Consider the following 23,425-nt stretch of genomic DNA (forward strand, 5'->3'; position numbering starts at 1 on the left):
AATAATTAATGATGATCGTGAGCCATCGCCAAGTACACAATGGTCAGCACCATAAAGATAAATGCCTGCAATGTGATAATTAGGATGTGAAACAAAGCCCACGGCACCGATAACAGCCACTGAGCCCAAAAGGGTAGTAGTGCAATCAGAATAAAGATCATTTCGCCTGCGTACATATTACCGAATAGGCGCAATGCTAATGAAATAGGTTTTGCAATTAGTCCAACTAGTTCTAATAGCAAGTTGAAAGGCAGGGCCCACTTGCCTAGTGGCTGCAGGCTTAGCTCGGCCATAAAACCGCCCACACCTTTGGCCTTAATTGAATAGAATATAATGAGAAAGAACACTGAGAATGCTATTCCCATGGTTACGTTCAGGTCGGTAGAGGGCACAATCTTCATGAAATTAATGCCCATCATGCCAGCAAGATGGGGAATCCAGTCTACTGGAACCAAATCCATCAAGTTCATCAAGAACACCCAAACGAAAATAGTTAAAGCCATTGGTGCTATAACAGCACTCTTATGCTGAAACATACTTTTAACGTTGTCATCAACAAATTCAATGATCATTTCGATGAAGTTTTGCACTCCAGAAGGAACACCTGTTGTGGCAGTTCTACCCACACGGCTAAATAACCAAATGAAGAACGCACCAAGACCAACAGACCAAACCATGGAGTCTACATTGATGGACATAAAGCCCATGTCTGCAACTTGTTGTCCACTTTCTGCAAAACTCCAGCCATTCACTGGGTGCTTTCCATAGGTTAGGTTAGTCAGATGGTGAGCGATATACTCAGAGGACGTCATGCCACTTGCCATGCTTTATCTCACTTTTTATTTCGTAGAAGTTTGTTTATCTATAACCACTGGTAACAGTGCCACAAGTATATGGGAGCCGGTAAAGGCCAACAGTAGGGCTAACGGGTTTAGTGGTTTAACTAAACCAAAGGCTAAACTAAACAAGACTACTGTCAAGATTATTTTAACTACTTCATTGCCATACATCTGTGCCAGAGTTAGCCCTGCATCTGCTGTGGTCTGGGCATCTGAGTGACGCTTGTCACCGCGCATAAACTCGCGCCTAAGGGCCCAATAAGCAGGCAGGCTGTAAATAGCACCACCAATAATTACGGACAAGCCCGCAACCCAATCTGTTATAGATAAACCCACTCCAATCAGAGCCACTACGAGGGCCTGATAGGTTAATGTTTGTTGCAGCCAAAGGGGGGCTTTATTGAGCGCCATATGTGCTTACAAAATCCACTGGTTGTTGGTCTAAATTTTGCTCATCATGGCATCTAACGCCAGAGCGCCCGTATTATAGGGAGTTTGTTTTGAAATCTCAACAATTTTCATCTTTTAAAATTGTATTTCGACTATAGTTGAATAGAGTAGGACCCCGTGTCATCTCGGTTCAAGCCTGGCGATGATACCATCAAGTTGGTCTAAGCTAGCATATGAAATAGTTAACTTTCCTTTGCCTTTAGCTGAATGCGTTATGCTAACTGCTGCACCAATGGCGTCAGATAACTGGTTTTGAAGCTTCGCCGTGTCGGCATCAGGCCCTTGTTTTATATGGGTGTTTGGCACTTGTTGAGCTTTGCGAACTAGCTCCTCAGTTTGACGTACGGAGAGTCCTTTGGCGACAACTTCACGGGCTGATTGAAGTTGCTTTTCTCCGTCTAGAGCTAGCAAACATCGTGCGTGGCCCATCTCTAAGTCACCTCGTTCTAGCATCAAGCGTACCGGCTCACTCAACTGTAAAAGCCTTAGTAGGTTGGCAATGGCACTGCGGGATTTACCAACTGCGTCCGCTACTTGCTGCTGCGTGAGTTCAAATTCATTCTGCAATCGCTGTAAGGCAAACGCCTCTTCTATGGCATTAAGGTCCTCGCGCTGAATGTTTTCGATTAGCGCCATTGCAATGGCCGCCTCATCAGGCACTTCTTTGATCAGCGCAGGTATACTATCTAACTCTGCCAACTGTGCAGCTCGCCATCGACGCTCGCCAGCAATAATTTCGTATCGATCAATCCCCACTGATCTAACGACAATAGGCTGCATGATTCCGTGTGCACGGATGGATGCGGCTAGCTCCTCTAAAGCTTCAGGATCCATGTCTATTCGTGGTTGATACACACCACGTTGCACCCACTCGACAGGTAATTCTTGTAAACCATCTTTGGCTTTAGGTTGGTCTTGTGTTAAGTCAACATCTAGGCTTCCAGCACCTTGTAGTAAAGCTTCTAAACCACGATTCAGGCCACGTTTTTTTACCATAATACAACTCTATTTTTTTTCTTGTTGACGAATAAATTCACTAGCTAGTGCTAAATATGCTACTGCCCCACGAGAGTGTTTGTCGTACATCAATGCTGGCAACCCATGACTTGGTGCTTCAGCCAAGCGCACATTACGAGGAATGACTGTGCGATATACTAAATCGCCAAAGTGATTAATTAGCTGATGTGAAACGTCATTAGTGAGGCTATTACGTGGATCGTACATCGTACGTAATATACCTTCAATTACCAAATTTGGGTTTAGGCTATTTTTGATAAGCTTTACAGTATTTAGTAGAGCACTGATGCCTTCTAACGCATAATACTCGCATTGCATTGGCACTAATACACTATTAGCACAAGCTAACGCATTAACAGTAAGCATACTCAAAGACGGTGGGCAGTCGATAAGTATAAAATCGTAAGGCTGTTGTAATTGGCTTAACGCAATTCGTAAACGAGCCTCTTTCTGCTGCACTTGAATGAGCTCGACCTCAGCCGCTGTTAAATCACCATTAGCGGGGAGTAAGTCATAACCTGCTGGGGTGTTAGTTTGCAGCACCTTATTAACGTCCACCTTTTGCGTTAATACATCTAAAACCGAATATCGTAAGCTGTTTTTCTCAACACCACTACCCATGGTTGTATTGCCTTGGGGGTCTAAATCGACTACCAATACTCGTCGTTTGACAGCCACCAATGATGCCGCCAAGTTAACGCACGTCGTGGTTTTACCCACACCACCTTTTTGATTAGTTATAGCAATGACTCTGCTCACAAATGACCTACGCTAATTTTTTAATAGTTAACAAGTGGCGCTCAGCTTTAACACCAGGTACCTCCAAGATTTCACAGTTTATCAGGCTATAGTTTGCGGGCATAGCATCCAGTTCTTGTTGTGGGTATGTACCCTTCATCGCTACAAAAACACCTTCGGTACTTGCTAAGTGCAGGCAACCTTTCAGCATATCGGCAATTGACGCAAAGGCTCTAGATAAAACGATATCATAAGTCTTGTCAGGAAAATAATTCTCACAACGCTGATTAAATACTTCGACATTATTGAGCTGATGAAGATGCTTAAACTGAGTTAGAAAGCGGGTTTTTTTGCCGTTAGTGTCTAGGAGGTGAATGGTTAAATGGGGACAAACTATAGCTAAAATCATGCCGGGTAAACCTGCACCTGTTCCTATATCTATAAAACGGTGCCCGTCTATCCTAGAAAGTGGTGCCACAATTGCTAGGCTATCCAAGACATGTAACTTTACCATATCTAACGGATCTCGAATTGCCGTTAAGTTATACGCTTTGTTCCACCTAACCAACTGATCAATATAACTGACAAGTATATCAAGCTGTTTCTTAGTCACACCTAGTGATAAAGAATGGCTACCTTTATCTATCAGATTGCGCCATTGAGTGTGGCTTTGGTTCTGATTAAAAAACGTCGTTGGAGCAGTTATCACTATACTGCCAAGTCTATGGTCGACTTCATTTTATGTTTCTTTAGATAAATTAGCAGCAAAGAAAGCGCGGCTGGCGTCACACCTTGAATTCGGCTAGCCATCCCTAAATTTTCGGGGCGAATATCCTCTAGTTTGGCGGTAGCCTCATTAGATAACCCATGAATGCCACGATAGTTAAAATCTACAGGGATTACCGTAGACTCACTTCTTTTTAGACGCTCTACATCCTCTTTTTGTCGATCTATATACCCAGCGTACTTAACACCAATTTCTATCTGTTCCCCTATTGTTGAGTCTACCTGTGGTAGTTTTGCAACTTTATGGAGCTTTGAGTAACTTAACTCAGGACGTTTTAGTATATCTAATAAATTAGTATCTTTGCTCAAAGGCTTGTCCAATAATGTTTCTATTTTTTTGCCCAGGTCATTTTTCAAGGTTATTTTGGTGTCTCTCATTAAGCCTTTACGTTGTTCTATGGCTTCACATTTTTCATTAAATGACCGCCAGCGCTCTTCGCCCACTAAACCAAGGCTATGGCCAATCTCTGTTAAGCGTTGATCGGCATTATCTTCGCGCAGCAACAACCTATACTCCGCTCGGCTAGTAAACATCCTATACGGCTCTTGAGTGCCATTAGTCACTAGGTCATCTACCATTACGCCTAGGTAGGCTTGATCTCGACCTGCTGTCCATGATTCCTTGCCTAAGGCTTTTAAGCCAGCGTTTGCGCCTGCCAGTAAACCTTGCGCTGCAGCTTCCTCATAACCGGTGGTACCATTAATTTGCCCAGCAAAATATAACCCACTAATAAGCTTTGTTTCTAACGTAGCTTTTAGATCTTGTGGATTAAAATAATCATATTCAATTGCGTAGCCTGGCCTGATTATGTGGGCATGTTCAAACCCTACAATAGACCTTACAAATTTTAATTGCACATCAAACGGTAAACTAGTAGAAATACCATTAGGATAAAGCTCTATGCTACTTAGCCCTTCTGGCTCAACAAAGATCTGATGACTGTCCTTGTCTGCGAAACGCATTATTTTATCTTCAATCGAAGGACAATAGCGCGGCCCAACGCCTTCGATAACCCCTGCGTATAATGGAGAACGATCCAAACTATCCCGAATCATATTATGGGTATTAACGTTGGTATGAGTGATGTGGCACGGTACTTGTTGTGGATGATCACTTGCTTTACCCATCATAGACATGACTGGAATAGGTGTATCTCCTGGTTGCTCTTGCATCACACTAAAATCTACAGTACGTTTATCGATTCTTGGTGGAGTTCCAGTTTTCAACCGCTCTATGCGAAACGGTCTTTCTCTAAGCCTTTGAGCTAGGGCATTTGCTGGCGGATCACCAGCACGACCACCTTGGCTTTGCTGCATACCAATATGGATAATTCCTCCTAGAAAAGTACCTGTAGTCATAACAACCTGTTGAGCGTAAAAACTTACACCCATGTTGGTTTTGGCACCGATTACTTGATCTTGATCAATAATTAGATCGTCTACAGATTGCTGAAATATATAAAGATTTTTCTGCTGTTCAAGGATTTGTCTAATTGCACTACGATATAAACTTCGGTCAGCTTGTGCCCTTGTTGCTCTCACAGCTGGGCCCTTGCGGGAGTTTAATACCCGGAATTGGATGCCCGCTAAGTCTGTTGCTCTAGCCATTGCACCATCGAAGGCATCTATTTCCCGTACCAGATGACTCTTACCTATGCCACCAATTGCTGGATTGCATGACATTTGACCTAAGGTGTCCATGTTATGGGTCAAAAGTAGTGTGTTAGCCCCCAAGCGAGCGCTAGCTAGGGCTGCTTCGGTTCCAGCATGTCCACCGCCAATTACAATGACATCAAAACGTGAGGGGAAATCCACGATCTATTCCTTACAAAATTGTTACGAAGTTACAGGTTCTTAGTATAGCGTTTTTAAAGCCTTTAATAAATCGCCAGAATTTTGGCGTTTCTTAAATCCTAGTTAGTTATTCTATGTAAAGAAGTATATATATATTATATTATTATTGTTATTACTATTAAGCAGCCTATATTTTATGTACAAGTTTAAAAAAGTTAATTAAAACAGTAATTTAAAGTGATGATAAAGCTGTTAATTTAAGGTTAATATTGGGTTTGTAGGCTGACCATTATGTGTGTGTAACTAACCTAGTTATACACAGGTGGATGTTATACACAGATTAGATATTCTTAGGATCGCATGTTATTAACAACCTTTAAGGGTAAAACTCTGGTTGATTTTATTATTTCTAATGGCTATCAGGTGAATTGTGCATATAGCTGTGGATAGTGTGGATAACTCTTTTAGCTTCACAGAGCGTTTACACTGTTGAGATCTTTTGCGTTGGATAAGTTGATCGAGATTTCAGCTATAGTCTGGATAAGGTGTGTGTAACTATTTTTGATATAATTCTGTTAAATTATCTTTTTGGTTACAATAAGCGCTTCATTCTATTTTAATGGCAGCATAATCGTAAAAAATATGATTATTTAGTGATAATTTTTAGAGCAGTGAATACACAGATGATCCTCATTTTTAAAGAAAAAGCATTTCTTAAGCTTGGCAAAAAAATGTTATTCAAAAAACTAGTTTTAGTGTGCTTTCAGGGGTCTGCATGGAGTTGTACAATTAATTGAACATAGACTACTGTCCAGTAATCAACAACAAAATGAGGGTGGCTCAGCCGCTGTGGTTCTCAAGTGGGGTTGATGGGCAGCCGTAAACGGGGCTAGGAAGCCAGTTAAATTGAGCTTACAAAGATATTAGGCCTTATTCTAGTTCAGATAAGGCTGGCCCTTAGTAACCCTGTTAGATGTGATTTTGGCTAGGACATAAACTTGATTAATGCTTTGAGCATTATTTATATGGACGTATCTTAACAATACAATAGAATAACTAATTAGATTAAATAGCAACGTTATGTCGCCTACACTGGGATAAAATTCAGTTAGGCTGTATTACCTTTACTTTTATGGAAACAAGTAAGAGACGGCACTTTTCACGTGCTCGTCTCTTTGTTTAAAGGTGAACGATAGGTCAGTTGTTATGCTTTCGAAATTAAGAGGGATTAACCTATAAAGCTCATCAGCAAATATATAGCCAACAGAACCGTTACCCATATCACCATACTGCCCGCAGGATGATCACGAGAAAGTAAGCTACTGGCGCCCACATTTCGTCGAGCGAGGTAACTTAATCCAGAATCGAGCTTGGACAGAAAGGCTTGGCGTAAGGCGCCATCTATTTTCCAAATTATAGTAAACATTCGGCGTAATAGTAATGCGAAAAAACGGCGATAGGTCCAGTCGAAATCTAAGGTAATAGTGAGCGTTCGTTTCATCAAAGGAAGCATGATAAAAAAAGCAAAGCCTGAGAATAGCAACAGCTGCAACATTTGCACAACGTGAGTCACAGTATAGGGCACATAAGTAACCTCATAAGGTAACATTGCATATAAATATTCGGGCCAGACTCCCAGACCGATACAAATACTTGCAAACAGAATCATTGCTAATCTCATACTCCAAGGAGGATCCGAGGGGCGCAAACCTGAATCTTTTTGAAAAAATACAAACCAGGGAAATTTAATTCCAGCATGAAGGAAGACCCCAGCTGATGCAGCCATTAGCATAAACCAGACTAACGTTAGACTTTCATCTGCAGCCGCTTGACTGATCATAGACTTACTGATGAACCCTGAGGTCAGTGGAAATGAGGAAATCGACAGTGCACCAATGATACTGCAAATGGCTGTGAGCGGCATACTCTGAAATAGTCCTCCTAAATCAGTGCACTTGCGCCTGCCAGTCATGTAAAGAACGGATCCAGCCGACATTAGCAACAATCCCTTGTAGATGATGTGTGTGAACGCGTGCGCGGCAACACCGTTCAACGCCATTTCCGTACCAATGCCCACACCAGTCACCATAAAGCCCACTTGATTGACGATGCTGTAAGCGAGAATTCTGCGCATGTCATTTTCTAGCAGGGCATATATAATGCCATAAAATATCATGAATACGCCGATAAAAATGAGAACTTCAGACCCGGGGAAACCGCGTAGCAAAACATATACAGCTGCTTTAGTGGTAAAAGCTGAAAGAAATACTGCGCCACTAAAAGAAGCTTCCGGGTAGGCATCAGATAGCCATGCCGATAAAGGGGGTGCAGCAGCGTTAATAAGGAAGCCCATGAGAATAAAAATGGTACCGAATGTATTCGGTGCCATTGCGGTAAATGCAGTTGAGCCCGTGTCTACAATATGTGACAATATTCCTATCAATAATAGTGTTCCGCCGAAAACGTGGATGAGGAAATATCGCATCGAAATCTGATACGAACGTTTTCCACCAGCCGAAAGAACAACTAATGTTGATGCAACAGCCATTATTTCCCAAAAAATAAACAGGCTTATTAGGTCTCCAGCAAAGACGACGCCAATGGCACTGCCAGCATAGACAAATACTGAAGCTAATTCCAATACTCGCTTTTGCTTAAGGGCAAACAGGCTTCCACCAAATGTCATTATAGAAAAAACAGTGGCGAAGAGACGGCTTAGTGAATCACTTTGAATAAAGGCAAGATTGTAATCTAACATAGGGACAGTAGAGAAAGTGCCGTTTGGCAAGCTCCATACCAAGTAAAGTGTTAACAGTGGCAAGCCTAATGTAAGTATAGGTCTCAGTCTTTGACCTACAATCGGCAGTATGAACGCACCAATAATTAGCACCAAGCCTGGCGGCAAGTCACTCATTGTCATAATAGGTGTCCTTTCGCTTTAAAAGTAGACCAAGTGCCTTAGCAAAAAGTACCATGCTGATACAGGTCACAAGCGCAAACCAGGAAAAGAAGCCAAACGTACCGTCTATTTGGAAGTAAGGGTGAGCGTGAATAAAAAAATCAGCCATGACGAGCAAAAATAACATGGCAATACCGCCTCGCCAAAGTAAGCGTATGGTCTTTTCTCTAACTAGCCAATGTTTCTCTTGGTCATTCATACTTTCTCTCCAATCTGTGTTTTTAACAGAAGGCAGTACACAATTGTTTTTAACAAACGGCAACAATCAAATGCAGGCGACAAAACTATTGACGGCGATTTTTTATAGTTCTGAGTGTCTAGACACTGAGTCATTTCATTAGTTTCCATGAGTCGATTGCTGAGGTTCTAAAATAGCAGAAGCCAATTCGTAAAGAGGGTTGGGGTAGATAAACAAGACCAAACAACCCAAAGCTGCAATGCCTATTGCGATCAATGAAGCAGTAGGGGCTTCTTTTATTTGAACTTTGGCAGTAGCCACTCCGTGCTCATTTTTAGCTGGACTAATGGAGAAAAAAGCGTGAAAAGGTATTGGCATCAAATAGGCAATATTGAGCAGTGAACTGAGCATTAAGATGACCATAATAATTAATTGGTCAGTTTCTAATGTAGCCATCAACAAGTACCACTTGCTCCATGTTCCACCTGTGGGAGGCAACCCAATAATGCTAAGACTACCAATAAAGAACGCCACCATAGTAAAAGGCATTTGCCTACCCAGACCTCGCATTTCACTGATGTTACTTTTATGTGCGGCAACCAAAATTGCACCAGCACAGAAGAATAAAGTAATTTTTCCAAAAGCATGCATTGCTATATTCATTGAACTTGCGATAACGCCTGATGATGTTGCCAAGAGCACACCAATAGTAATATAGCCCAGCTGGCTAACTGTTGAGTAAGCAAGCCTTGCTTTTAAATTGTCTTGTCGCATAGCAACGAAAGAGGCAAGCAATACTGAAGCGCCAGCTAGGTATAGCAAAAACTGTGTAGTTGGTAAAACAATTAATAAATCGAGGCCAAAAATAAACATGCCAACTTTCATTACGGTGAAAACACCAGCCTTAACTACAGCCACTGCATGCAGTAAAGCACTAACTGGCGTTGGTGCGACCATTGCTGCAGGTAGCCACCGATGGAAGGGCATAATGGCCGCCTTACCAATGCCAAAAATAAATAATACTAAAATTATACCTAGCAAAGTAGTGTTTGCATCTACTGGAAATACGCCACCTTGAGTGAAATCTAGCGTACCAGCGATTACCCAAGTGCCAAGTATTGCAAATAGAAAAAATGCGACCGATGTACTGAGTAGAATGCCAAGGTAGACCCGCCCACCTTTTTTTGCAGCGTCTGTTCCAGCATGAGTGACAAGGGGGTAGGTAGAGAGCGTGAGTACTTCATAAAAGATAAACAGGGTAAACAAGTTATCTGCAAAGGCAACCCCCATGACACTGCCTATGGCAATGGCAAAGCAACAAAAAAACCGTGTTTGATGGTCTTCATTATGGCCACGCATATAACCAATGGAATAGATAATAGTCACAAACCAGAGGAAGCTAGCGATTAACGCAAAGATCATCCCTAATGGTTCCACAGAGAAACTCAAACTTAATCCAGGTAAAACCTGCAGCCAATGGACAGCGATAGTTTCACCAGCATCTAAACCTAGATAAATAGTAACCACTGCATAAAAGACGCATAGGCTGGTAGCAAGGCTAACAGCTTCCCGTAAATTTGGATGGCGCCTAAAGGCGACGATGAAAAGCGTGGCAAAGATGGGTAAAAGAATACACAGCTGCAGCAAGGTTTCTAATGAGAAAATCATTGCGCAACTCCGAATAAGCTTTTGGCTGCGCTGGCAGCAATTTCCACACTGAAGCGTGTATCAATACCAAAGTACACGTTAGCACTCACCAGAAGCCAAACCGGAACAAGAATAGCCATTGGTGCTTCTTTAACTGGCTGCTGACCCAAAATGGGGGCCTTAAAATAAGCGGTCTCAACAATACGCCATACATAGATAACAGCCAATAAAGAACCCAGTAAAACTAGTCCGGCTAACCACCACCAACCTTTTTCGATAGCGGCCACAACTAAATACCACTTACTTACAAAGCCAACCGTTAGCGGCACCCCAATAAGGCTTAAACCACCCACTACAATGGCAGCCACCGTTAAAGGCATTTGCCGACCTAAACCTTGCAAGTCATTAATTTTGCTACTACCAACACGGTACATGATGGCAACTAAGGCCATGAATAGCGCACCTTTCATCAATGCATGATTAAACATGTGCAGCAGCATTGCAGTTAATCCAGCAGGTGTAGAAAGACTGAATCCGACAATCATATAACCCACTTGAGCCACACTAGAGTATGCAAATACATGCTTTATATTATCTTGATAAATAGCCACTGTAGACGCAATGAATATGCCTAACAAACCCATCACCAAAAACATTGTTTCAATCGGTAGGGTAGTAAACGAAAACGAAATACCGAAGATTGAAAAAGTGAAACGAATCAGTAGGTAAGCAGCCACCTTGGTGGAGGTAGCGGCAAAAAAAGCAGTTACAATTGAGGGTGCATAAGCATAGGCATTTGGCAGCCAAAAATGCAGGGGAAATAATGCGAGTTTTAAGCACACACCTACAATAAAAAATACATAAGCAGTAGTAATGGTGCGGGTTTCTGCCACTTCAGGTAAACGCACTGCAAGGTCGGCCATGTTGAGTGTCCCCGTCATCTGGTACATGAGGCCTATACCAATAAGGATAAAAGTAGCACCTATGGTTCCCATGATGAGGTACTGAAAGGATGCCCAAAGCGCACGCCGGTCTTTACCAAGCGCAATTAACGAGTAGGCTGACAGTGAGGATATTTCTAGGAAAACAAAAACATTGAACGCATCACCAGTGGTTACGATACCCAACATCCCAGATAGTGACAGTAAGTATAGAATATAAAAAAGAGGCTGTTTATCTTTAGGTATTTCTTTTTCTATGCTGGTTTGCGCTGCCAGTAATACCACAGTACTGATGCCAGATATGATTAGGGCAATAAACGCGTTCAGCTTATCAATACGGTATTCAATCCCCCATGGTGGGCTCCATCCGCCTAATTCATAACTAATGGTGCCAGCTGTCATCACTTGCTGAAGCAAAAGAATGCTAATGATAAACGCTAACGAACTAGCGAAGAGTGCAAATAACCAAACTAGTTTTGGCCTTCTGAGGATCAAACAGGCCGGGGCTGCTATTAGCGGCACTATAACTTGCAATATGGGGAGGTGCACTAACACTACTGATGTTCCTTGTCTTGATTGACCATAGCCTGGTTATCCATGGCTTGAATTTCATCCTCGTCAATAACACCATAGGCTTCTTTAATCCTTATGATCAGCGCAAGCCCCAAAGCAGTCGTTGCTATACCCACTACAATGGCGGTCAAGATTAGAACATGAGGAAGTGGATTAGAGTAAAGTATGATGCCTTCTTGCCATATTGGTGCAGTCGCTCCCTCAACCTTTCCAACGCTAATATAAAAAATAAAAACAGAGGTTTGAAAAATATTTAGGCCAATAATTTTTTTGATAAGGTGGCCATGAGCTATGATGATATAAAAACCAATCATCATTAAAACGATCACTACCCAGTAATTATAAAGGCCTAGTATCATTGTCATAAAGACGCACCTTTATTAGCCTGTTGATATTCTCTGCGCGCAGAAAAACTAAAAAATATGATGATCATGACGGACGCAACCGTTAAACCGACACCCAGCTCAATTATCAGAATGCCCAAATGTTGCCCAGCAATAGGGTCGGCAGCCAACACACTATAATCCAGAAAGCTGCCACCATTTATCATTGACACCACGCCTACGCTTCCATAAAGGAGTACGCCAAGGGCTGATAATAATTGCACAAAAGGCTGTGTGATCACTCTTCGTGCTGCACTTAGGCCAAATAACATTGCATACATAATGATCGCTGCAGCAAATATAACGCCAGCTTGAAACCCCCCACCAGGACCGTAATCACCGTGGAACTGCACATAAAAAGCATAAAGTAGAATAAATGGAATCATCGTTTTTATAGCAACGCGCAAGATCAAATGCTTCTCATGCATTGAGTCATTAATTGCTTCAATTGCGGCATCATCTTTAGGGCGCTGGGCAACCGATAACAATGCCAAAACACCAATTCCAGCCGTAAATATCACCGTAACTTCGCCAAAGGTGTCAAACCCTCTATAGCTTGCCAGTACAGAAGTGACCATATTGGGGACACCAATCTCCTTCATCGAATCATAAATATAACGAGGAGCGACATGGTTGTGAACGGCAGCATCTGCAGAACCAAAATAGGGCATGTCGAAGGTTCCATAAATTAGCAAACCACCAGTTATAGCCACTAAAATCAACGCTAAAAGAGGCTTGTGGCTTGCTTCATGTTCCGTTCGCCCAGTCATGGCTACAGTTGTTAGCATTAAGAGTGTGGAAATGCCGGCACCAACAGAGGCCTCTGTAAAAGCAACATCTACAGCGTCCATAGCAACGAAGAAGCTGGCAGACACAAGGCCATAAATACCTGCCAGCATGACAACGGCAAACATATCTTTAATTTGATTGACCGCAAGGGCAATACCAACCAAAAGTGTCAGTAAGACAATATCGACTAAGATTTCGATGTTTTATCTCCTGAGGCTGAAGCGCTCTCCAAGTCCTTTATATGCAAATCTACCAGCGGAGGTAAATTGTTTAAAGCTGCAGCCTGACCTAGGGCATGACTGGCTGCGGGGCTAATAAACAGCGTCATTAAAAGAATAAGTATGAGTTTTATAATCACCAGCATTTCAGGATTTTGTAGCATTAAACCAATAAGTATCATGGTGGCAGCTAAAGTATCTGTTACTCCTGCTGCATGCATACGGGTATAGAAGTCTGGAAATCGCAATATACCTACACCGCCTGAGAGGCACAAAAAACTACCAATTAAGAGAAAAAAAGCACTCAGTAAACTAAGGACACCTTCCATTACGGTACTCTCTTTACTAGATCAGCCACTTGGCCATTATGTTTAGAGTTAAAAGCGTCAGATAGGCGCAGCACCCCGATAACACTGATAAAGTTAATCAGCGCATAGACCATAGCGATATCTAAAAACTCAGGGCGGCCCATCACAAAACCCAAAAGAGAAATAAGTAGCACCGTCTTAGTGCCAAACATATTGACGGCTAGAATTCTGTCGTACAGGCTAGGGCCGGCTGCAGCCCTAATAACGGCCAGTATCATGGCAACAAGAATTGCCAAAGTTGCTGCGATTACCATGATTGCTCCAGTTTACTAACCCGGCTATCCATATCTCCAGACTCGAGTGACTCAATATTTTCTTGAATTAATGCATGCACCATTATTTCATCATTTACTAAACCTAGCGCCACAGTGCCAGGTGTTAGTGTAATTGAATTTGCGTAGATCACCTTTCCCACATCAGTGGTCTGGCTTGCTTTAATTACTTTTACTGTGGGTGTAATTGTTTTGTTACCAAGCCATATGTGTTTAACCACTGTTAAATTGGCGACCACGATTTCTTTGATAAGCCACAAACCAAAACGCGGGTACTCTAGTGACAGGTGAATTGTTTGCGACTCATGGTCCACAACATCCATACGATGAGCAATTAACACAACGATGGCAATAGAGGCTGCACCCAGGGCAAGAATTAAATAATTATAGTGGCCAGAGTTAAGCAACCAAAATAGTAATAGAATAATTGAAAGGCTTATTTTATGACGCATAGTTTTTTACTCGTACTGTCGCCCAATGTTACCAGCCATTGAACAGCATTTATCTCTATTGGATGATTAATTGAAAGGTTGATATTTAATGGTGAAGGGCTCACGCCATGTTTGCTGCAAAACTTTAATATTGAGCCAGCGACGAGAATGACCTTTTCTTTCTATAATTACATGGATTAAAACAAAAGCAATTTTAAGGTAAGGTGACTAATGCACAACTAATGGCTTTATTATATTCGATATAATCTGATAAGTCAGCGGTTGTAATAGAACTAAATGATAGGTGCGCCAGATCAAGAGCTGCAGGCGAGTAAACTACTTAAACAGGTCCACCTTAGCGACAGGCTAATAGGGCTAGGTTTTGGTAGTTTATATGCATCTGCCAAAGAACGCTGCTATGACTATAAAAAGCAAAAGTTATGAATAAAAAAGGCCCAAAATTCAAGGGTGATCTTAGGCCTTTTTACAAGGGGTGCTACCTTGGATTTAAGAAAAAATCGCTTTAAAAATGTAGAAAAATATAATAGCCAAGATTGCACCAGCTGGAAGTGTGATCACCCAAGAGGTAAAGATAGTTGCAACAATACGCAAGTTAATCGCAGCTAGCCCTCGGGCTAAACCCACCCCCAATACCGCGCCCACTAAAGTGTGTGTAGTTGATATAGGTAAGCCTATACCCGAGGCAAGTACAACAGTTGCAGAGGCACCTAAGGTGGCTGCAAAGCCTCGACTAGGGGTTAGCTCTGTAATCTTTGTGCCGATGGTGGCCATAACCTTATAGCCATATGTAACCAGACCAATAACAATACCCACTCCACCCACTAACAATATCCAAGCAGGCATACTGGATTTGGCTGTTACGGCACCAGATTTAATAGTGGCGATGGCCGCAGCCATCGGACCAACAGCATTGGCTACATCATTAGAACCGTGGGCAAAAGCCATAGCGCAGGCTGTAAATACCATTAGTACAGCAAAGACCTTTTCTACGTTAGCAAAGCGATCTTCTGCTTCAATGGCCTCGATACGCTTAACACGGGTTAACATTATGCCACCCACTATAGAAACTAAAATACCTGCTGCGGCTGCTACTAAAGACATTTCGAAGTAGTTTAGGGTAAAGCCAATATCTTTTAGTACGTGCTTTAAACCTTTGATTAAAGTGACCATGGTGATCATAAAGCCCACCATAAACATGTACACGGGCACGTAGCGTTTTGCATTTTCAAACGGTGCTTCAGTGTCTAAAATAAGCCGCTGAACACTTTTAAATAACATATAGGAAATTGTACCCGCTAGTACGGGTGAAACGATCCAACTGGCAGCGATAGTACCTACTTTGCTCCAATTCACGGCATCTACAGAAATAGCAACCGCAGCAAAGCCAACAATGGCGCCAACAATGGAATGAGTGGTAGATACGGGCCAACCAAGAATGGAAGCAATCAATAGCCAGGTCCCGGCTGCAAGTAGCGCTGATAGCATACCGTAAACTAGATACTCAGGTGTGCCCTGTAAGGTTAGTGGGTCAATAATTCCCTTACGAATGGTGGCTGTAACTTCGCCACCTGCTAAGTAAGCGCCAGCAAATTCAAAAATCATGGCGATGATGATGGCCTGCTTTAACGTAATAGCGCCAGAACCCACTGAAGTTCCCATGGCATTAGCGACATCATTTGCGCCTACACCCCAAGCCATAAACACACCAAAGATGATGGCTAGAATAAGTAAGATTTGACCATATTCGTTTAAAACTTCCATAATATTTTCTCGAAGCTATGTAGGTGTAAGTTATCGATATTTGTTGTCGTACATATGCCTGTGCTTAACGAGCGATGATGACCTGAATCTGCTCGCCAGCACTTTGTGCACGATCGGCTAAATTGCCAATGGTTTCGATTGTTTTATACATAAACATGGCATCTACAGGGGGTAAGTCTGCTTCAATTTCATGTAATTTTGCGCGTAAGGTAATTTGACGCTTATCATTCTTGTCTTCTGCTTTTTCCAGTTTGGTAATGCAGCGGTTAATACGATCAATTTCACGGCCACCAAACCCTGATCCAATGAGCTCATCAAGCTCATCAATCACTACCTTGGCCTCTACAGCCACTGCTACGGCAGATTTTACGTATGCAGTCATATCTGTAGCAATCTTTTTAGGCACCACTTGCTTCCGGCCTAACATGATGCCGGCAATATCTTTTGCAGTGTTGCAAATTTTATCTTGCTTGCTTAATAATTGAATTAGATCGGAACGGTTGATTGGCATGAATAAGCTTTTTGGCAGGTGCAGCCGGATGTCTTGTTTTTGGTTATCAGCGTCCCCTTCCAACTTAGCAATTGAATTATAAGTAGCTTCTACAGTTCCCCAGTCCTCTTTAATTACAGCTTGAAAGAAAGGGATTAATAGCTCTACACACTGCAGCGACGTGTGCATATGATTTTGTAACGGTTTAATAGGTGAATGGCCAAATAAGCTAAGTATGGGATTTGCCATGTTAACCTCCTCTATGGGTAATAATAGTGCCTTAGTTAGCGCGCATTATAGGCACCCTTTGTTAAGGCAATATAAAGATTATCAGTTTATTTATAATTTACTAGTGTGAGTCGACAAGGGAATCGTGATTGTGAAAGTAGACCCCTGATTTAACTTACTTTTTAGTTGCAATCGCCCTTTATGGCTTTGCACTATATGTTTAACAATGGCAAGGCCAAGGCCAGTTCCACCAAGAGATTGTGAGCGGGCTTTATCAACTCGATAAAAACGCTCAAAGATACGTTCTTGATCAGACTCATTAATACCCAAGCCGTTGTCTTTCACTGCCAGTACTGCTAACCCTTCAGTAACTGTAAGGGCCACAGTAACTGTTCCCTTTGCTGCGGTGTATTTAATGGCGTTATCAATAAGGTTGGTGGCCATTTGCCCTAAAGCATTGTCATCACCCAATAACGTCACCGGGCCATCTTTTGTTTGCAGCTCCAAAGTGACTTGTTGGGTCTGAGCTACTGCCTGTAAGTTAGCACACACCCTTTGTACTACTCGTTGTAAGTCTACTTGAGTGTTATAGGCTTCATCGTTGCTTTCTAGCCGAGACAAAGCTAATAAATCTGACACTAAGGCAGATAAACGGATAGATTGGCCATGAATCTTGCGCATAAACCGCTGCTGGATAGCGTGATCTATTGTGTCATCTTCTATTAAGGTTTCTGCAAAACCACGAATAGCGGTAATAGGTGTTTTCAGTTCGTGGGAAGCGTTAGCAACAAAGTCTGCGCGCATTTTGTCAATACGCTGAACGGCAGTAATGTCTTGTAGTACTAAAATTGCGTCAGCCCGGTGGGATTGTTTTAACAAAGTGACATGTAATCGGTAGTGACGTGAAAATGTATAGCCATCAAGCTGGATGGTTTGCTCTACGCTGGTTTGTTGTTGTTGGCATTGTCTAAACGCTTGGTCAAGGTTGTCCGACCCATCTATGTCTTTTAACGCTTGGCCTAAGCAACGTTCACCACTGGTGCGCAGCATACGACAAGCAGCAGCATTAACGTGAGTAATAAGGCCTTCACTGGTCACAGTGATAACGCCTTCGTTCATACTTTTAAGGATAGTGGAGAGCTGGTCCCGTTCTGTTTTTATGATATCGAAGCGCTGGGATGAAATATCAGCCATTTGATTAAGTGAGCGAGCCAAATCGCCTATTTCGTCACGCCTCTGGCTTGGAATCCGTAACTGATAGCGGCCGTGAGCATAGTTTTTAGCAATGAGTGTCATTTGCCTAAGGGGCCGAGCAAAACTCATTGCCAACCAATACCCAATAAATAAAGCAATCAATGCTGTAAGGCTGGCAGCGATGATAATAACTCGGCGCAAATAATTGATCTCTTCATCAATACGTTGTGTAGGCAATGCTGTGCGGATGTAACCCAGATTACCACTGCTGGCCATGGCTGAAACAGCAACATACAACATTGGTTTTTGTAAGGTTTTACTATAGCGTCGTGATTGCCCTATGTCAGCTGTATTAGCGGCAATGATTTCTGGTCGATAGCGGTGATTATCCATTTCTGAAGCATTGAATTCAGAATCTGCAATAACCACCCCGTCTTTTGTTAGTAGCGTAACTCGAGTATCAGTACGTTGGCCAATTTGCTTCAATGTTTGTTGTATTTGGCTTTGGGTTTGTTGACCAGTATTAGCAAACGACTGTTGTAATATAAAGGCCTGACTCGAAAGGTTATTACTGATATCTCGCAAACTGGCTTGCTCTATTTGCCGCTGAACCATTAGGCCAACAATCAAAATACTAAACAATATGACGACAGCAAAACCTGCGTAAAGTCGCAAGAATATTGGTGAGTGGCGCATGCTAATGTAATTCGCTTTCTAGGGTTTCAGTATAGTTAGGATCGCAACGATAGCCCACACCCCTTATGGTCTCTATTGCTGATGCCGCCTTACCTAACTGTTTTCGGACACCACGGATATGAACATCAACATTACGATCGACCACCTCAGACTCTTCCCCCAAGGCAGAAAGTATGAGCTGCTCCCTTGAAAAGGCACGACCAGGTTGTGCCATTAAGGTATGTAAAAGTTTAAACTCGGTGGTGGTCAGTTTTAATGGTTGGCCATTCAAACTGCAGTTATAGGTATCAAGATCTAGTGACAAAGACCCCATAGTAAGTATGTGTGTGGTGGGTCGCCTACGTAAAGCTACTTTAATTCGAGCCAACAGTTCAGCCTGACTAAAAGGCTTGGTCATATAATCATCTGCACCCTGGCTAAGGCCACCAATAACATCAGCTTCTTCACTTCGCGCGGAAAGCATGATGATGGGTATTGCTTGGGTTTTAGCGTCTGCTTTAAGTCGTTCACACACCTGCATACCATTCAGGTTTGGCAGCATAATATCAAGTAATATTAAATCAGGGGTTTGTGTTTGCGCTAGCTTCAAGCCTTCAACACCATCACTGGCGAGGGTAACCAGGTAGCCAGCCTTTTTAAGGTTGTAGGCTATAATCTCTTGGATATCAACTTCATCTTCAATACATAAAATGTGGTGTGCGCTGGACATAAATAGTTATTTCCCAATACAAAATGATCCAAAAATACGGCCTAATAAGTCATCACTAGTAAAGCTGCCGGTAATTTCGTTCAAACACTCTTGAGCTAAACGTAAGTCTTCAGCTAAGAGCTCCCCAGCCTGGCTGTAAGCCAGCTGATTAGCACCATCGTGCAGTAGTAATTTACATCTCTTGAGGGCGTCAAGGTGTCGTCTGCGTGCACTAAAGCCACCCTCTAATGTTGCTTGATAACCAACGGCTTGTTTTAGCTGGCTGCGCAATAGATCTAACCCCTGACCATGCTTCGCACTTAGATAGATACAGTCTACACCATCAACTTGTGTTAGGTTAGGCAAGCTGTTTGAGAGGTCTATTTTATTGCGAACTAAGGTAAGTTGGTTAGGCATAGGCTGTTGGCCCATTAACCCTTGCCAGTGGTCTTGTGGCGAGGTGTTATCCTGGGCATCTTGCAACAATAAAATTTGATCAGCTTGGCCAATAGCGTCAATCGCACGCGCAATACCAATTTTCTCTACCTTGTCTGGGCTCTCACGTAAGCCAGCAGTATCCAAAATATGTAGAGGCAAGCCATCAATGTTGATAGATTCCTTTAAAATATCGCGTGTTGTCCCTGCAATGTCTGTAACGATAGCGCGCTCTTGTCCTGCTAGGGCGTTAAGTAAGCTAGATTTGCCAGCGTTGGGTGCGCCAGCAATGACAACTTGCATGCCTTCTTGCATTAGGCTGCCCTGGTGGGCCTGTTGCAGTAAGTGATCTAGGTCTGACTGAGCGTTGTGTAAAAGAGAAGCTACTTTACCGTCAGCTAAAAAATCAATTTCTTCTTCTGGGAAGTCGATTGCCGCTTCCACATAGAGGCGCAAATATATAAGGCTTTCAACCAAGGTATTAATATGGGCTGAGAACACCCCTTTTAATGATCGCAATGCGTTTCTTGCCGCTTGTTCTGAGCTAGCATCTATTAAATCTGCAATTGATTCTGCTTGGGCAAGGTCCATTTTATCATTTAGAAAGGCACGTTCAGAAAACTCTCCAGGCCTGGCTAAACGAGCGCCTAATTGTGTGAGCTCACGCTGTAGTAAATCCATAACCACTTGTCCACCATGGCCTTGAAATTCAAATACGTCCTCACCGGTAAAGGAGTCTGGTGCTTTAAAATAAATGCTTATGCCGGCATCAATTTGTTCGCCTTGGGTATCTAAAAATGCGCCATAATGGGCATGACGAACTATGCCTTGGCTACGGCTTAGTGCTTGACCATAGGCTAAAGCTTTAGGCCCAGATAAGCGAATAATGCCCACACCACCGCGCCCGGGAGGCGTGGCCTGTGAACAAATAGTATCTAGATCTGATTGCAAGGTAGTTAGCACTCCTGTGACAACAAAAACGGGGCTTAATCAATACAAAAAAGGCCTCACTAGGAGGCCTTTGTAACATGTTTAGAGCATTAGGTTAATTTTTACGCTCAGCCATGACTTTTTCAATTCGTTTGGTAATTATATATTGTTGCGTGATAGACAAGACGTTGTTGCACACCCAATACAAAACAAGACCCGCAGGAAACCAAAGGAAAAAGATAGTGAACACAATAGGTAACATCTTCATTATCTTAGCCTGCATTGGGTCCGGAGGTGTCGGATTAAGCATTTGCTGAATGAACATGGTGGCACCCATGAGCAGTGGTAATACAAAATAAGGGTCCTGTACGGAAAGGTCTTGGATCCAGAGGAAAAATGGTGCATGACGTAGCTCAACAGTCTCCATCAACATCCAATATAAGCCAATAAATACAGGCATCTGGATAATAATAGGGAAACAACCACTTAAAGGATTAGCCTTTTCCCGTTTGTATAATTCCATCATCCCTTGCGACATTTTAGATCGATCGTCGCCAAACTTTTCTTTTAATTTGGCAATTTCAGGCGCCAGCGCTCTCATCTTAGCCATTGAGCGATAAGAAATAGCCGATGGGTAAAAGAAGAATGCTTTAACACATAGGGTGACCAATAAGATGGCCACACCCCAGTTGCCTGCAAACCCAAACATGGTGTTCAACAACCAGAATAATGGTTGTGAAACCCACCATAACCAACCGTAGTCAACCACCAAGTCTAGGTTCTCGGAAATTGCTTCAAGGTCTGCTTGAATCTTAGGGCCAGCATAAAAGTCAGCCGATGTGGCACCAGACTGTCCCGCCTGTAACTCTAAAGCAGGGCTAACAAAACCAGCAATATAGTTATTTTTGCTAACCCGTGTGCTGTAGTTGTGTTGCTGCTCTGGGTTAGGTACCCAAGCAGTTACAAAGTAATGTTGTAACATGCCGACCCAGCCACCGGGCGCGGTGCGCTTTAGATTGGCATCGTCCATGTCATCAAAGTCATACCGATAGTACTTGTCATCTGGAAAAGAAAAAGCGGGGCCGAGGTAAGCAGACATGCCCATACCCCCAGACGCACTAGGGTCTGCAGAGCGGTCACGTTTAATTTGGCCAAATAAATTAGCAGACCAAGGCTGGTTGCCACGGTTGTCAACAGCGTAGGTTAAGTTGATTAGATGGCTGCCCCGATTAAAGGTGTAGATCTTGTTGATCACTGCGCCACTTTCGTCCGTAATGCTTAATACAACCTCTAAACTCTGCTCGCCGTCAAGTAATTCGTATGTTGATTTTGCAGCCTTAAAGATTGGCCGAGACTTAATGTCGGTACCGTTAAGGCCAACTAGCCCACTTTGAGCCACATAAGTGCGCTGTTGGTTTTGTTCTAACAGGGTAAATAGCACATCTGAGTGATTCATTTCTGCTAGATACTGAGCCAGTGAGGCCTGGATTATGTCGCCACCCTGAGTGTCAATAATCACTTCTAGGGTGTCAGTCTTAACCTCAATAAGTGATCCAGCACTCGCATTTTCAGTTTGAGTTACCGTAATATCAGCGTTAACGTTTGGTTGCGCAGCCACAGCGAAATCAGTACTGACTGCTTCTGTATCGTATGCAGAAACGCTGGTGACTTGTTGTGGAGCGAGGGCTTCGGTACCGTAATCTTGATTCCACTGCAGGACCATCAAGTAAGAAATGATGGCGACACCCGCAATGAGAATAATGCGTTGAAAATCCATAGAAACAAATCGTCGTTAGTTGTATTGTAAAGGAGTTAGATTATAGAGCCTGTTCGCCTATTGGCAATGGCCAGGCCCCAGAAGTGTGCTAAATCTAGCCAGTTTGAGCAGTTTTTTTACGTAATCTTACCCATTGTTTGCTAATTAGGCGGTGGACTGCGTCATTGTCGAGTTCTCCCAAGCCTTTTCTAGACAGGATAACAATGTCTAAGGGAAGGGAGAATTCATTCGTTTGCGTGCAAAGGGTTCTAAAGCTGTCACGCACAACCCTTTTAATTCGGTTGCGATGCACCGCTAGTTTTATACCCTTCTTCGCAATAACCAATCCAAGACGGGAGTGGTCGTGCAAACTTGGGCGGGCCAAGACCAGTAGGTGCTGATCCGAAACTTTGAAATCAGCTTGGTCAAAAACCCTTCGAAAATCTCTTGCATTTAACAGGCGTCGTTGCCGAGAAAAGTCGAAATCAGTCATACGCTAAGCGCGCAAAAGTCGCTTAAGCGCTTAGGCTCTTGCGGCCTTTTGCCCGACGGGCATTAATTACGGCACGGCCGCCTGGAGTTGACATACGGGCACGGAAACCGTGAGTGCGCTTGCGCTTTAAGACGCTAGGTTGAAACGTTCTTTTCATGATCGGTCTCGCAAAATTAGTTAAGGGCCAAAATTCAGGCTTTGAAAATCTAGGGGCGAAATTATATGAGAGGGTAAATCTAATAGCAAGCCTGAATCTTGGTTTAAGCTACTAAATCACACAAAAAGGCAAAATATTTTCACTTTACGTAAATCATATCCCTTATATTGCCTTATCGAGCGCTGCCTGTGGA

General features: G+C 42.9%; 23 protein-coding genes. All 23 read right to left on the reverse strand.

Features of this window, described 5'->3' with window-relative positions; genetic code table 11:
- Window positions 1-5: 5 nt before the first annotated feature.
- A complete protein-coding gene (gene atpB / locus ABXT60_RS14065; protein ID WP_443630718.1) occupies window positions 6-824 on the reverse strand; it encodes a F0F1 ATP synthase subunit A in 819 nt (272 codons plus the stop codon).
- 15 nt (window positions 825-839) lie between these two features.
- Window positions 840-1,250, reverse strand: a complete 411-nt coding sequence (locus ABXT60_RS14070) for an ATP synthase subunit I (RefSeq protein WP_443630719.1) — start codon at window positions 1,248-1,250, stop codon at window positions 840-842.
- 159 nt (window positions 1,251-1,409) lie between these two features.
- Window positions 1,410-2,285, reverse strand: a complete 876-nt coding sequence (locus ABXT60_RS14075) for a ParB/RepB/Spo0J family partition protein (RefSeq protein WP_443630720.1) — start codon at window positions 2,283-2,285, stop codon at window positions 1,410-1,412.
- Window positions 2,286-2,294: 9 nt separating this feature from the next.
- Window positions 2,295-3,065: a ParA family protein gene (locus tag ABXT60_RS14080; RefSeq protein ID WP_046482524.1), complete on the reverse strand. Its 771-nt coding sequence runs from the start codon at window positions 3,063-3,065 to the stop codon at window positions 2,295-2,297.
- A 7-nt stretch (window positions 3,066-3,072) separates the two neighbouring features.
- The gene (rsmG, locus tag ABXT60_RS14085) at window positions 3,073-3,753 is read right to left on the reverse strand and encodes a 16S rRNA (guanine(527)-N(7))-methyltransferase RsmG (protein WP_443630721.1); all 681 of its coding nucleotides are present in this window, start codon (window positions 3,751-3,753) and stop codon (window positions 3,073-3,075) included.
- The gene (gene mnmG, locus ABXT60_RS14090; protein WP_443630722.1) at window positions 3,753-5,645 is read right to left on the reverse strand and encodes a tRNA uridine-5-carboxymethylaminomethyl(34) synthesis enzyme MnmG; all 1,893 of its coding nucleotides are present in this window, start codon (window positions 5,643-5,645) and stop codon (window positions 3,753-3,755) included. Before mnmG ends, rsmG begins: the two co-directional genes overlap by 1 nt.
- Before the next feature lie 1,207 nt (window positions 5,646-6,852).
- Window positions 6,853-8,544 carry a Na(+)/H(+) antiporter subunit D gene (locus tag ABXT60_RS14095; RefSeq protein ID WP_443630723.1) on the reverse strand — a complete coding sequence of 564 codons (1,692 nt, stop codon included), beginning with the start codon at window positions 8,542-8,544 and terminating at the stop codon, window positions 6,853-6,855.
- Entirely contained in the window at window positions 8,531-8,782 is a 252-nt protein-coding gene (locus ABXT60_RS14100) for a hypothetical protein (RefSeq protein WP_443630724.1), read from the reverse strand. Before ABXT60_RS14100 ends, ABXT60_RS14095 begins: the two co-directional genes overlap by 14 nt.
- Window positions 8,783-8,920: 138 nt before the next feature.
- On the reverse strand, window positions 8,921-10,429 hold the full coding sequence (locus ABXT60_RS14105; protein ID WP_443630725.1) for a monovalent cation/H+ antiporter subunit D family protein: 1,509 nt from the start codon (window positions 10,427-10,429) through the stop codon (window positions 8,921-8,923).
- Complete coding sequence (locus tag ABXT60_RS14110) at window positions 10,426-11,904, reverse strand: monovalent cation/H+ antiporter subunit D family protein (protein ID WP_443630726.1); 1,479 nt, start codon at window positions 11,902-11,904, stop codon at window positions 10,426-10,428. Before ABXT60_RS14110 ends, ABXT60_RS14105 begins: the two co-directional genes overlap by 4 nt.
- Entirely contained in the window at window positions 11,904-12,287 is a 384-nt protein-coding gene (locus ABXT60_RS14115) for a cation:proton antiporter subunit C (protein ID WP_443630727.1), read from the reverse strand. Before ABXT60_RS14115 ends, ABXT60_RS14110 begins: the two co-directional genes overlap by 1 nt.
- Window positions 12,284-13,258: a Na(+)/H(+) antiporter subunit B gene (locus ABXT60_RS14120; protein ID WP_443630728.1), complete on the reverse strand. Its 975-nt coding sequence runs from the start codon at window positions 13,256-13,258 to the stop codon at window positions 12,284-12,286. The genes ABXT60_RS14115 and ABXT60_RS14120 overlap by 4 nt, the downstream gene beginning before the upstream one ends.
- A gap of 23 nt (window positions 13,259-13,281) precedes the next feature.
- Window positions 13,282-13,641, reverse strand: a complete 360-nt coding sequence (mnhG, locus tag ABXT60_RS14125; protein WP_443630729.1) for a monovalent cation/H(+) antiporter subunit G — start codon at window positions 13,639-13,641, stop codon at window positions 13,282-13,284.
- Window positions 13,641-13,934, reverse strand: coding sequence for a monovalent cation/H+ antiporter complex subunit F (locus tag ABXT60_RS14130; protein ID WP_443630730.1), 294 nt, complete (start codon window positions 13,932-13,934; stop codon window positions 13,641-13,643). Before ABXT60_RS14130 ends, mnhG begins: the two co-directional genes overlap by 1 nt.
- Complete coding sequence (locus ABXT60_RS14135) at window positions 13,928-14,404, reverse strand: Na+/H+ antiporter subunit E (RefSeq protein ID WP_443630731.1); 477 nt, start codon at window positions 14,402-14,404, stop codon at window positions 13,928-13,930. The genes ABXT60_RS14130 and ABXT60_RS14135 overlap by 7 nt, the downstream gene beginning before the upstream one ends.
- A 486-nt stretch (window positions 14,405-14,890) precedes the next feature.
- Window positions 14,891-16,165: an inorganic phosphate transporter gene (locus tag ABXT60_RS14140; protein WP_443630732.1), complete on the reverse strand. Its 1,275-nt coding sequence runs from the start codon at window positions 16,163-16,165 to the stop codon at window positions 14,891-14,893.
- Between the two features lie 64 nt (window positions 16,166-16,229).
- Window positions 16,230-16,904: a TIGR00153 family protein gene (locus ABXT60_RS14145; protein WP_443630733.1), complete on the reverse strand. Its 675-nt coding sequence runs from the start codon at window positions 16,902-16,904 to the stop codon at window positions 16,230-16,232.
- Window positions 16,905-16,994: 90 nt separating this feature from the next.
- Window positions 16,995-18,773, reverse strand: coding sequence for an ATP-binding protein (locus ABXT60_RS14150; RefSeq protein ID WP_443630734.1), 1,779 nt, complete (start codon window positions 18,771-18,773; stop codon window positions 16,995-16,997).
- 1 nt (window position 18,774) lies between these two features.
- On the reverse strand, window positions 18,775-19,482 hold the full coding sequence (locus ABXT60_RS14155; protein WP_443630735.1) for a response regulator: 708 nt from the start codon (window positions 19,480-19,482) through the stop codon (window positions 18,775-18,777).
- 6 nt (window positions 19,483-19,488) lie between these two features.
- A complete protein-coding gene (gene mnmE / locus ABXT60_RS14160; RefSeq protein ID WP_443630736.1) occupies window positions 19,489-20,847 on the reverse strand; it encodes a tRNA uridine-5-carboxymethylaminomethyl(34) synthesis GTPase MnmE in 1,359 nt (452 codons plus the stop codon).
- Window positions 20,848-20,941: 94 nt separating this feature from the next.
- Window positions 20,942-22,603 (reverse strand): membrane protein insertase YidC, encoded by a 1,662-nt coding sequence (gene yidC / locus ABXT60_RS14165; RefSeq protein WP_443630737.1) that lies wholly within the window; start codon window positions 22,601-22,603, stop codon window positions 20,942-20,944.
- Window positions 22,604-22,697: 94 nt separating this feature from the next.
- Complete coding sequence (rnpA, locus tag ABXT60_RS14170; RefSeq protein ID WP_443630738.1) at window positions 22,698-23,075, reverse strand: ribonuclease P protein component; 378 nt, start codon at window positions 23,073-23,075, stop codon at window positions 22,698-22,700.
- A 22-nt stretch (window positions 23,076-23,097) separates the two neighbouring features.
- Window positions 23,098-23,232 carry a 50S ribosomal protein L34 gene (rpmH, locus tag ABXT60_RS14175; RefSeq protein WP_046485281.1) on the reverse strand — a complete coding sequence of 45 codons (135 nt, stop codon included), beginning with the start codon at window positions 23,230-23,232 and terminating at the stop codon, window positions 23,098-23,100.
- Between the last annotated feature and the right edge of the window lie 193 nt (window positions 23,233-23,425).

The sequence above is a fragment of the Candidatus Njordibacter sp. Uisw_056 genome (assembly GCF_047730085.1).
Taxonomy (GTDB): Bacteria; Pseudomonadota; Gammaproteobacteria; order Pseudomonadales; family Balneatricaceae; genus Njordibacter.